We start from the raw sequence: 10,978 nt of genomic DNA on the forward strand, positions 1-10,978 counted from the left end.
GCCCAGCCCATCGGCCTGCTGTTGTAAAGCTCACTGGCAATTAAGCAGCGAGTGCGAAACGTTCGTCGTTTGCAGTTAGTTTGTTTGAATCAGTTTTACGAGCACACTCAGCTCGACATGCACCACACCGCGTCCGAACCCGCGTCGAAACCAATGCAGCCCCAAGCGAGCTAGTTTAAGGCATTCGCAAAAAATTCAAGAGCTTCCAGATGGCATCCGGTGAAACAGCCGTGGCATCGGCCTTCCAGCCCCCGGTATCCGCGGCAAGCCCGAGGTAGCCGTAAGCCGCTGCGACGGTCGGCATGCCAGCAGCGCGTCCAGCCACAATGTCGCGCTCGTCGTCTCCGACGTACACACAGCGGCCCGGCGGCAGCCCGAGTAGTCGCGCCGCCTCCAGTAACGGCGCCGGGTGCGGCTTGGCGTGGGGCGTTGTATCACCGCTCACAATGGCTTTCGCTGTCTTGAACAAGGGCATCTGACGCGTCAGGGGCAAGGTGAAACGCTCGGATTTGTTCGTCACCACGCCCCATTTCAGCCCTGCTCCGTCAATTTGAGCGATCAATTCGGCCACACCTTCAAAGGCGTTGGTGCGCTCTGTCAGGCAGGCTTCGTAGTTCGCGAAAAACTCTTCTTTCAGGGCGCCAAAATCAGCATGCTCAGGCGTCAGGCCAAAAGCCACGCCGAGCATGCCCCTGGCACCGGCACCAGCCATCGGCCTGTAATCGGCCAGTGGAAGCGGCGCCAGCCCCCTGTCGGTGCGCATCTTGTCGGCGGCGGCCCCCAGGTCGGGCGCACTGTCAATCAGCGTGCCGTCCAGATCAAACAGCACGGCCTCAATATCGTCAAACATCGGATGCAGAACCTCAGGTTTTTTGGGTGGCCAGCATGTAGTTGACACTGGTGTCGCCGCTCAGCCAGTAATGGCGCGTCAAGGGGTTGTATTCCATGCCCCGGGTCTGTGACAAAGCCAGCCCGGTGCTGCGGCAGTAGCCAGCCAGTTCGCTGGGTTTGATGAATTTGGCGTATTCGTGTGTGCCGCGCGGCAACAGGTTCAGCACGTATTCAGCACCCACCACCGCAAACAGGAAAGCCTTGGCATTGCGGTTGATGGTGGAGAAAAACACATGTCCACCCGGTTTGACCAGGGTCGAGCAGGCCCGCACCACCGAGGCAGGGTCTGGCACATGCTCCAGCATTTCCATGCAGGTCACTACATCAAACCCGCCCGGCTCCTCCAGTGCCAGGGTCTCGGCGCTGACTTCGCGGTACTCAACCCCCTGGGTTCCAGCCTCAAGCGCATGCAACTGGGCCACTTTCAGTGCCTTGGTCGCCAGGTCAATACCCAGCACCTGCGCGCCGCGTCTTGCCATGGAGTCGGCCAAAATGCCGCCGCCGCAGCCTATGTCCAGTACCCGTTTGCCCTGGATCGGCACCAGGCCTTCTATCCAGCCCAGACGCAGCGGATTGATCTGGTGCAGCGGCCGGAACTCGCTTTCCATATCCCACCAGCGATGTGCCAGATCAGAAAATTTGGCCAGTTCGGCAGGGTCGGCGTTTTCAGTGGTTTGCATGGAATGATTATCGTCCGGACATAAAAAAACCGCGCCGTAGCGCGGTTTTTCAAGCGATCCGCGGGGGATTACTTGTTGGCGCGGGTACCAACCACTTCGATTTCCACGCGACGGTTCTTGGCGCGGCCTTCGCTGGTCTTGTTGTCAGCAACTGGCTGTTTCTCGCCTTTGCCTTCGGTGTAAACGCGGTTTTTCTCGATGCCTTTGGACACCAGATAAGCCTTGACAGACTCAGAGCGGGCAACCGACAGCTTCTGGTTGTAGGAATCGCTGCCGACCGAGTCAGTGTGACCCACGGCAATGATGACTTCCAGATTGATGCCCTTGATTTTGCCGACCAGGTCGTCAAGCTTGGCTTTGCCTTCAGGCTTGAGCACAGACTTGTCAAAATCGAAGAACGCGTCAGCGGCGTAAGTTACCTTGGTAGCTGCAGGAGGAGCAACAGGTGCTGGTGCAGGCGCAGGACGCGGTGCAGGAGCAACGGCCGCAGGTGCAGGAGCAGGAGCTACGGGAACAATAGCGCCATCGCAGCCTGGAGCAGCAGTAGCCGGCGTCCAGACGCTGTTACGCCAGCAGTATTCGTTGGTACCGTTTTTCCAGACCAGCTCATTGGTGCCGTTTTTCCAGTTGTCGATTGTTTGTGCACCAGCGGCGGTTGCAAGCGCTGCGGAAGCAAACAACATTGCCACTTTGTTGAGTTTCTTCATGGTTCTCCTCTAGAGAAAAGCCGCAGACTGGCTGCGAATTAAATGCACGCCGTGAGTGACCATCACTCAAAGCGTTACAGTTATTGTGCCATAGCTACTTCGCTGTTCCAGTGCGCTATCGGCTTCGTCCGACACAGAAATGGATAAACCACTGTTTTTTGTTGCGGGCTTGCCACACCCCGATCAAGGGCTACACAGGCCTTAAAATCAGCTGGCTACACCTCCCGCGCGTCGAAAAATCCAATTCAGGCCCCTCATGACCCAGTTTGCAAAAGAAACCCTGCCCATCAGTCTTGAGGAGGAAATGCGGCGGAGCTACCTCGACTACGCAATGAGCGTGATTGTCGGGCGTGCCTTGCCAGACGCCCGCGATGGTCTCAAGCCAGTACACAGGCGCGTGTTGTTTGCCATGCACGAGTTGAACAACGACTGGAACCGCCCCTACAAAAAATCGGCCCGTATCGTGGGTGACGTGATCGGCAAATACCACCCGCACGGCGACCAGTCGGTTTATGACGCGATTGTCCGCATGGCCCAGGACTTTTCACTGCGCCACATGCTGGTCGATGGTCAGGGCAACTTCGGCTCGGTCGATGGCGACAACGCAGCGGCGATGCGTTACACCGAGATCCGCCTGGCCAAAATCGCCCAGGAAATGCTGGCTGACATTGACAAGGAAACCGTTGATTTCGGTCCCAACTACGACGGCAGCGAAAAGGAACCTCTGGTTCTGCCCTCGCGCATTCCCAACCTGCTGGTCAACGGCTCCGGCGGTATCGCCGTGGGCATGGCCACCAACATACCGCCGCACAACCTCAATGAAGTAGTTGACGCCTGCCTGCACCTGTTGAAGAACCCGCAGGCCACTATTGACGAGTTGATGGAGATCATCCCGGCGCCCGACTTCCCCACTGCCGGCATTATTTACGGCATCAACGGTGTCAAGGACGGTTACCGCACTGGCCGCGGCAAGGTGGTTATGCGGGCGCGCTGCCACTTCGAGGACATCGACAAGGGCCAGCGCCAGTCCATCATCGTTGACGAGCTGCCTTACCAGGTCAACAAAAAGACGCTGCAGGAGCGCATGGCCGAGCTGGTCCATGAGAAAAAAATCGAGGGTATCAGCCATATCCAGGACGAAAGCGACAAGTCCGGCATGCGCCTGGTGATTGAGCTCAAGCGCGGCGAAGTGCCCGAGGTGGTGCTCAACAACCTGTACAAACAAACCCAACTGCAGGATACCTTCGGCATCAACATGGTGGCGCTGGTCAACGGCCAGCCCAAGTTGTGTAACCTGAAGGACCTGATCCAGGTCTTCCTGTCACACCGCCGGGAGGTGGTCACACGCCGCACGGTCTTCACCCTGCGCAAGGCACGGGAGCGTGGCCATGTGCTCGAAGGCCTGGCCATCGCGCTGGCCAATATTGATGACTTCATTGCCATCATCCGCAACGCGCCGACCCCGCCGATCGCAAAGGCAGAGCTGATGCAGCGCCCGTGGGACAGCAGCCTGGTGCGCGAAATGCTGACGCGAACCCGCGCCGACGGTGGAGTGGTCAATGCCGACGACTACCGTCCCGACGGCCTGGAATTAAGCTATGGCATGGGCAGCGATGGCCTGTACCGGTTGTCGGATACGCAAGCCCAGGAAATCCTGCAAATGCGCCTGCAGCGCCTGACCGGCCTGGAGCAGGACAAGATCGTCGCCGAGTACAAGGAAGTCATGGCGGAAATCGACGACCTGCTCGACATCCTGGCGCGCCCCGAACGGGTCTCGACCATCATCGGCGAAGAACTTTCGGTCATCCGCCAGGAATTCGGCCAGACCAAGCTTGGCGCGCGCCGCAGCCACATCGAGCACAGCTCGTTTGACCTCAGCACAGAAGACCTGATCACACCAACCGACATGGTGGTCACCCTGTCGCACACGGGTTACATCAAAAGCCAGCCGCTGTCCGAATACCGCGCGCAAAAACGAGGAGGCCGCGGCAAGCTGGCGACGGCCACCAAGGAAGACGACTGGGTGGATCAGCTCTTCATCGCCAACACGCACGACTACATTTTGTGTTTTTCCAACCGGGGCCGGCTCTACTGGCTCAAGGTGTGGGAAGTTCCGGCAGGGTCACGTGGCTCGCGCGGCCGCCCCATCGTCAACATGTTCCCGCTGCAGGAAGGGGAAAAGATCACCGTGGTGCTGCCCCTGACCGGAGAAAAGCGAACCTTTCCGGCGGATCAGTATGTGTTCATGGCGACCAGCATGGGCACGGTCAAAAAAACCCCGCTGGAAGACTTCAGCAACCCGCGCAAGGCCGGCATCATCGCCGTTGACCTCGACGACGGTGATTACCTGATCGGCGCAGCGCTGACTGATGGAAAACATGACGTGATGCTGTTCTCCGACGGCGGCAAGGCCGTGCGTTTCGATGAAAACGACGTGCGCCCCATGGGCCGCAACGCACGCGGTGTGCGTGGCATGATGCTCGACGATGGTCAGGGCGTAATCGCCATGCTGGTAGCAGAAGACGAGCAGCAAAGCGTCTTGACCGCCACCCAGAACGGTTTTGGCAAACGCACCTCCATCCAGGAATACACGCGACATGGCCGCGGCACCAAGGGCATGATCGCGATCCAGCAAAGTGAGCGCAACGGCAAGGTTGTCGCAGCCACCCTCGTGCACGTGGACGACGAAATCATGCTGATCACCGACAAGGGTGTGCTGGTGCGCACCCGGGTCAGCGAAATACGCGAGATGGGACGCGCCACCCAGGGCGTAACCCTGATCGGCCTGGACGAAGGCTCGCAGCTGAGCGGCCTGCAGCGCATCGTCGAAAACGATGCCACCCTGGACGACAATGAACCCGACACTGATTCAGGCACTTCTGCCTCCAACCCGGAAACCAATTGATGAATAAAACACTGACCACACTGCTGCTTGCTGCCTGCACTTTTTCGTCCGGCCTTCAGGCCCAGCCCGCGGATCCAAAACTCGAATGGGCGACCCGCCTGGTGGCCCTGCAGCAAGGCCCCGACCTGGACAGCCTGGTCGAGCAACTCGCCACCAGCGCGTCGCAGGACCTGATCGGCAGCTGGGAGCCGCGGCTGGAGATCATCACCCCTGCGGCCAAACAGGCCAAGGTGGCGGAAGAGATCAACGCCGAGATCATCAAATTCGCAACCGATGCCAACAAAATCATTGCCAGCAAGGTCGCTCAAGTCAGCCGCGATGCGCTGGTGCCGGCGTACATGGACCGCTTCACTCTGGACGAGCTCAAGCAGTTGACGGCATTTTTTGAGTCACCTGCCGTCAAAAAATACAAGGCGACAACGCCCGCCCTGGTGAATGTTTTTGTACAGAAATTGATCGAGAGCTCCAGAGGCGAGATACAAACGCGCGCGAAGCAGTTTGACGAAGTCGCCGGCAAAATTGCCGGGCCTTTACCCGCAGCCAAGCCGCCCGTTGCAACGCCGGCAAAACCTGCCAAAAAATGAGGGCTGACCCGCGCCCTGTGCCGATATCCACGCGGCAATCCGCCTCGACGCGTCTGCTGCCATTTCCGACGGCTCGTTCATGACCCAGGATCTGCAACAGTTCCGGCAACAGATTGATTGGGTGGACCAGCAGCTGCTGGCACTGCTCAATCAACGGGCAGCCCTGGCCAATGAAGTCGGCGAGCTCAAGCGCCGGGACGGCTCGCCCGTTTTCAGGCCAGAGCGCGAAGCGCAGGTCATTCAGGGCCTGCAGGCGGCCAACGTCGGGCCACTCAAAAGCGACAGCATCTCCCACATCTGGCGTGAAGTCATGTCGGCCTGTCGGGCGCTCGAGGCCCCGCAGCGGGTGGCCTATCTGGGCCCGGCCGGCACTTTCAGCGAGCAAGCCGCTGTGCAGTTTTTCGGTTCCAGCATCGAACACCAGCCCTGCGCCAGTTTTGACGAGGTCTTTCGCGCCGCCACGGCAGGCACTGCCCAGTTTGGCGTGGTGCCAGTCGAGAACAACACCGAGGGTGTGGTGACCCGCACACTCGACCTGTTCCTCAACTCCCCTTTGCATGTGGTGGGAGAAACCAGCCTGCTGGTGCGCCACAACCTGCTGCGACTGTCCAACTCCCTGGCGGGCATTGAGGTGGTGCTCGCGCATGCGCAGGCACTGGCGCAATGCCAGGGCTGGCTGGGTGCCCATTTGCCCGATGCCGAGCGGCGCGCCGTGTCCAGCAATGCCGAAGGCGCCAGGCTGGCTGCCGGCAACCCCGCTTGGGCCGGTATTGCCAGTGAGCGCGCCGGCGCGGAGTTTGGCCTGCACATTGCCGCCCACGCGATCCAGGACGACGCCTTCAACCGCACCCGTTTTGCAGTGATCTGCCTGCCCCAGGTGCTGGCGGCGCCGCAGGCCTCAGGCAAGGACTGCGTCAGCCTGATTGTGTCGGTGCCGAATCGCCCGGGCGCGGTGCATGACATTCTGGTTCCACTGAAAACCCACGGCGTCTCGATGACACGTTTCGAGTCGCGTCCTGCACGATCCGGCCAGTGGGAGTACTTTTTCTACATTGATTTGCAGGGTCACCCCTCACAGCCCCATGTGGCGGCGGCCCTGAAAGATCTACAGCAGCTTTGCGCGTTTTACAAAGTGCTGGGCACCTACCCGATAGCTGATTGAAAAAATGAAATATCTACAGTCCACCCTGGCACCCAGTCATGTTTGAACAATTGGGACTCATCGGCTGCGGCCTGATGGGGGGCTCTTTCGCACTGGCGCTCAAACGTGCCGGCTTGGTCAAGCGTGTCGTCGGGTACAGCAAGTCCCCCTCCACCACTGAGCGGGCGCGGCAGATGGGAGTGATCGATGTGGAAGCCCCCTCGGCCCTGCTGGCGGTGTCCGGCGCCGACATCGTGCTACTGGCGGTACCGGTGTCGGCCACCGAGGCCACTTTCAAGGGCATCCGCCATCTGGTCAACGCCAACACACTGATCATGGACGTCGGCTCCACCAAGCGCGATGTGGTTGACGCGGCCCGCCGGATCCTGCGCGACCATGTGGGTTGTTTTGTGCCAGCACATCCCATCACCGGCAAGGAAGTCTCGGGCGTCGAGAATGCCGATGTCAACCTGTACGTTGGCAAACAGGTCATCCTGACGCCGATCGAGCGCACCTTCACGGTACAACTGCAAAAGGCAGTCGACGTCTGGACCGCCCTGGGTTGCAACGTGGTGAAAATGTCGCCGCAGTCACACGATGCAGCCTATGCCGCCGTCAGCCACCTGCCGCACCTGATTGCCTTCGCATTGATCAGCGGTATTTCGGGACAGGCCCAGGGCAAGGAATACCTGTCACTGGCTGGTCCGGGCTTCCGGGACTTCAGCCGCATCGCAGCCAGCGACCCCAAAATGTGGCGCGATATCCTGATTGCAAACAAGGAAGAGCTGCTGGAGCAATCGAAGATTTTTCAGGCAACCCTGCTTTCGCTTGAAAAGCTGATTGCGAGCGGTGACGGCGACGCGCTCGAAGCACGCATCGACCAAGCCAGCAGCACACGCGCCAACTGGCGCATCAGCGCGCCCAAATCGATCAAATAGGGGCTCCGCATGTTTTCCAGTGAGTTTCTGGACATCCCGCCATTGGCGGGTGCCGCCGGACGGGTCGCGCTGCCCGGTTCCAAAAGCATTTCCAACCGTGTATTGCTGCTCGCCGCGCTAAGCCAGGGCCGTACCACCGTGCACGACCTGTTGGCGTCGGACGACACCGCAGTCATGCTGGCTGCGCTCAGGCAATTGGGCTGCCAGGTGACGCAAAGCGGCAACACCGCCGTGATCGACGGGATGGACGGCAAGCTCGCCGTGCCTGGCGCCGTTCTGTATCTGGGCAATGCCGGCACGGCGATGCGCCCGCTGACCGCAGCGCTGGCATTGCTGGGCGGGGATTTCGAATTGTCGGGCGTGCCGCGCATGCACGAACGCCCCATCGGTGACCTGGTGGACGCTCTGCGCCAGCTTGGTTGCGCCATCGACTACTTGGCCGAGCCGGGCTTTCCGCCGCTGCGCGTGCGCACCGGCCAGCTCACGCTGGACGCACCCATCCGGGTGCGCGGCGACGTGTCCAGCCAGTTTCTGACAGCCCTCCTGCTGTCGCTTCCCCTGGTGGCAACCCGGGACATCACACTGGAAGTCGTCGGCGAGCTGATCTCCAGGCCGTATATCGACATCACACTCAGGCTACTGGCGCGATTCGGTATCGACATCCAACGCGACGGCTGGCAGCGCTTCACCATCCCTGGTGGAAGCCGCTACCGTTCACCCGGCGAAATTCATGTCGAAGGCGACGCCTCATCTGCCAGCTATTTCATAGCGCTTGGCGCAATAGCGGAAGGGGCTGCAGGCCAAAATGGTATAGAAATTCAGGGTGTGGGCGCAGAGTCCATCCAGGGCGACATCCGCTTTATCGAGGCAGCACGACAGATGGGCGCGCTTGTCGAGAGCAGGGCCAACAGCCTGACAGTGCGCCGGGGCGCCTGGCCGCTGCATGCGATAGACCTCGATTGCAACCACATCCCCGACGCGGCCATGACCCTGGCGGTGATGGCCCTGTATGCCGACGGCCCGAGTACGCTGCGCAACATCGCGAGCTGGCGCGTCAAGGAAACCGACCGTATCGCCGCCATGGCCTGTGAGTTGCGCAAGCTGGGTGCCGGTGTTGAGGAAGGCGCCGACTATCTCAAAATCACCCCACCCGTCCACTGGCAAACCGCGCCCATCCACACCTACGACGACCACCGCGTGGCGATGTGTTTTTCGCTGGCGGCCTTCAACCCGGCGCAGCTGCCGGTCCGTATCCTCGACCCCAAATGTGTGGCCAAAACCTTTCCGGACTACTTTGAAACCCTGTTTTCGGTCTGCGAAGCCGCGCCCGCCGGGATTCCCGTGATCTGCATCGACGGCCCCACCGCTTCCGGCAAGGGAACGGTAGCCGCAGTGGTGGCGCGCCGACTGGGGTATCACTTTCTTGACTCGGGGGCGATGTACCGCATCACGGCGCTGGCGGCCATGCAAGCCGGCCTGGCCATAGAACCGGCCCAGGAAGCCGCTATCGCGGCCCTGGCAAGGGCGCTGCCCGTGCGTTTCACAGACGGCAAGGTCTTTCTGGGCGAGCAGGAGGTCACGGAAACCATACGCAGCGAAGAGGCCGGCATGAACGCATCGCGCGTATCCGCCCTGCCGACCGTGCGCCTGGCGCTGGTGGACCTGCAGCATGATTTCCGGCAGCTCCCGGGCCTGGTGGCGGATGGCCGGGACATGGGAACAGTGATTTTTCCGGACGCTGCCCTGAAAATCTATCTGACGGCAAGCGCCCGGCACAGGGCAGAACGGCGCCATAAGCAGTTGATTTCAAAGGGAATTTCAGCTACAATCGCCGGGATTCAGCAAGATCTGGAGGCCCGGGACACACGTGACATGACGCGTCAGTCCTCACCTCTGAAGCCTGCTGATGACGCCAAACTGCTGGACAACTCTGCGCTGTCGATTGAAGAATCGGTGGCACAGGTGCTTGACTGGTGGCAAGGTACCCGGCCCTTCTGACCACCAATACACGCCAGTGCACGGTCAGCAGGAACATTTAACTTAACCGCGGATCATCCGCAAAAAACCGCCGCAGTCAGCTTTAAAAACAATGGCAATTCCGCTATTGGAACCCTGCGCTGTGGACTAGGAAAATCAATGTCAGAATCTTTTGCCGCCCTCTTTGAAGAATCGCTGAAACGCTCTGAAATGCGTACCGGTGAAGTCATCACCGCTGAAGTCGTTCGTATCGACCACAACCACGTTGTCGTCAACGCCGGACTCAAATCCGAGGCTTACGTCCCCCTCGAAGAATTCAAGAACGACCAGGGCGAACTCGAAGTCCAGGTCGGCGACTTTGTCTCCGTGGCCATCGACTCCGTTGAAAACGGCTATGGCGACACCCTGCTGTCGCGCGACAAGGCCAAGCGCCTGGCCTCCTGGATGAGCCTGGAAAAAGCCCTGGAGTCCGGCGAGTTTGTCACTGTCCAGACCAGCCGCAAGGTCAAGGGCGGCCTGACCGTTCTGGTCAACGGCATCCGCGCCTTCCTGCCCGGCTCGCTGATCGACACCCGCCCCATCAAGGACTTGTCTCCGTACGAGAACAAGACCATGGAATTCAAGGTCATCAAGCTGGACCGCAAGCGCAACAACGTCGTGCTGTCACGCCGCGCTGTGGTCGAAGCGTCCATGGGCGAAGAACGCGCCAAGCTGATGGAAACGCTGAAAGAAGGCTCTGCCGTCAAGGGCATCGTCAAGAACATCACCGAATACGGTGCTTTCGTGGACCTGGGCGGTATCGACGGCCTGCTGCACATCACCGACATGGCATGGCGCCGCGTGCGTCACCCTAGCGAAGTGGTGACAGCCGGTCAGGAAATCATCGCCAAGATCCTGAAGTTCGACACCGAGAAAAACCGTGTGTCGCTGGGTCTGAAGCAAATGGGCGACGACCCATGGATGGGCGTGAACCGCCGCTACCCGCAAAGCACCCGCCTGTTCGGCAAGATCACCAACATTGCCGACTACGGCGCGTTTGTGGAACTCGAGCCCGGCCTCGAAGGCCTGGTCCACGTTTACGAAATGGACTGGACCAACAAGAACGTGGCGCCAATCAAACTCGTCACCCTTGGTGACGAAGTTGAAGTCATGGTC

The 10,978-nt window shown here is 60.2% G+C and carries 9 protein-coding genes and 1 other RNA gene; 6 read left to right on the top strand and 4 right to left on the bottom strand.

What is annotated here, in order from left to right; all coding sequences use genetic code 11:
* From ssrA to ompA, 4 genes are all read right to left on the bottom strand, one after another.
* Positions 1-163, bottom strand: a transfer-messenger RNA (tmRNA) gene (gene ssrA / locus Q8L50_RS13415); the annotation flags it as partial.
* Between the two features lie 12 nt (positions 164-175).
* On the bottom strand, positions 176-850 hold the full coding sequence (locus tag Q8L50_RS13420; RefSeq protein WP_305349139.1) for an HAD-IA family hydrolase: 675 nt from the start codon (positions 848-850) through the stop codon (positions 176-178).
* Between the two features lie 13 nt (positions 851-863).
* Positions 864-1,571 carry a bifunctional 2-polyprenyl-6-hydroxyphenol methylase/3-demethylubiquinol 3-O-methyltransferase UbiG gene (ubiG, locus tag Q8L50_RS13425; RefSeq protein ID WP_305349140.1) on the bottom strand — a complete coding sequence of 236 codons (708 nt, stop codon included), beginning with the start codon at positions 1,569-1,571 and terminating at the stop codon, positions 864-866.
* A 68-nt stretch (positions 1,572-1,639) separates the two neighbouring features.
* Positions 1,640-2,278: an outer membrane protein OmpA gene (ompA, locus tag Q8L50_RS13430; protein ID WP_305349141.1), complete on the bottom strand. Its 639-nt coding sequence runs from the start codon at positions 2,276-2,278 to the stop codon at positions 1,640-1,642.
* A gap of 256 nt (positions 2,279-2,534) precedes the next feature.
* Here ompA and gyrA point away from each other — a divergent pair, with 256 nt between their 5' ends.
* From gyrA to Q8L50_RS13460, 6 genes are all read left to right on the top strand, one after another.
* Entirely contained in the window at positions 2,535-5,183 is a 2,649-nt protein-coding gene (gene gyrA, locus Q8L50_RS13435) for a DNA gyrase subunit A (RefSeq protein ID WP_305349142.1), read from the top strand.
* Positions 5,183-5,767, top strand: a complete 585-nt coding sequence (locus Q8L50_RS13440; protein ID WP_305349143.1) for a DUF2059 domain-containing protein — start codon at positions 5,183-5,185, stop codon at positions 5,765-5,767. The genes gyrA and Q8L50_RS13440 overlap by 1 nt, the downstream gene beginning before the upstream one ends.
* 79 nt (positions 5,768-5,846) lie before the next feature.
* Positions 5,847-6,929: a prephenate dehydratase gene (gene pheA / locus Q8L50_RS13445; protein WP_305349144.1), complete on the top strand. Its 1,083-nt coding sequence runs from the start codon at positions 5,847-5,849 to the stop codon at positions 6,927-6,929.
* 38 nt (positions 6,930-6,967) lie between these two features.
* Positions 6,968-7,846: a prephenate dehydrogenase/arogenate dehydrogenase family protein gene (locus Q8L50_RS13450; protein ID WP_305349145.1), complete on the top strand. Its 879-nt coding sequence runs from the start codon at positions 6,968-6,970 to the stop codon at positions 7,844-7,846.
* 9 nt (positions 7,847-7,855) lie between these two features.
* Complete coding sequence (locus Q8L50_RS13455; protein WP_305349146.1) at positions 7,856-9,844, top strand: bifunctional 3-phosphoshikimate 1-carboxyvinyltransferase/cytidylate kinase; 1,989 nt, start codon at positions 7,856-7,858, stop codon at positions 9,842-9,844.
* Positions 9,845-9,982: 138 nt separating this feature from the next.
* On the top strand, positions 9,983-10,978 hold a 996-nt coding region (locus tag Q8L50_RS13460), incomplete at its 3' end, for a 30S ribosomal protein S1 (protein WP_305349147.1).

The organism is Polaromonas sp. (assembly GCF_030680935.1).
Classification (GTDB): Bacteria; Pseudomonadota; Gammaproteobacteria; order Burkholderiales; family Burkholderiaceae_C; genus Polaromonas.

What these genes read in the sequence shown, in the direction of transcription:
- Q8L50_RS13420 (WP_305349139.1), bottom strand. Translation starts at nt 850, where the DNA reads ATGTTTGACGATATTGAGGCCGTGCTGTTTGATCTGGACGGCACGCTG.
- ubiG (WP_305349140.1), bottom strand. Translation starts at nt 1,571, where the DNA reads ATGCAAACCACTGAAAACGCCGACCCTGCCGAACTGGCCAAATTTTCT.
- ompA (WP_305349141.1), bottom strand. Translation starts at nt 2,278, where the DNA reads ATGAAGAAACTCAACAAAGTGGCAATGTTGTTTGCTTCCGCAGCGCTT.
- gyrA (WP_305349142.1), top strand. Translation starts at nt 2,535, where the DNA reads ATGACCCAGTTTGCAAAAGAAACCCTGCCCATCAGTCTTGAGGAGGAA.
- Q8L50_RS13440 (WP_305349143.1), top strand. Translation starts at nt 5,183, where the DNA reads ATGAATAAAACACTGACCACACTGCTGCTTGCTGCCTGCACTTTTTCG.
- pheA (WP_305349144.1), top strand. Translation starts at nt 5,847, where the DNA reads ATGACCCAGGATCTGCAACAGTTCCGGCAACAGATTGATTGGGTGGAC.
- Q8L50_RS13450 (WP_305349145.1), top strand. Translation starts at nt 6,968, where the DNA reads ATGTTTGAACAATTGGGACTCATCGGCTGCGGCCTGATGGGGGGCTCT.
- Q8L50_RS13455 (WP_305349146.1), top strand. Translation starts at nt 7,856, where the DNA reads ATGTTTTCCAGTGAGTTTCTGGACATCCCGCCATTGGCGGGTGCCGCC.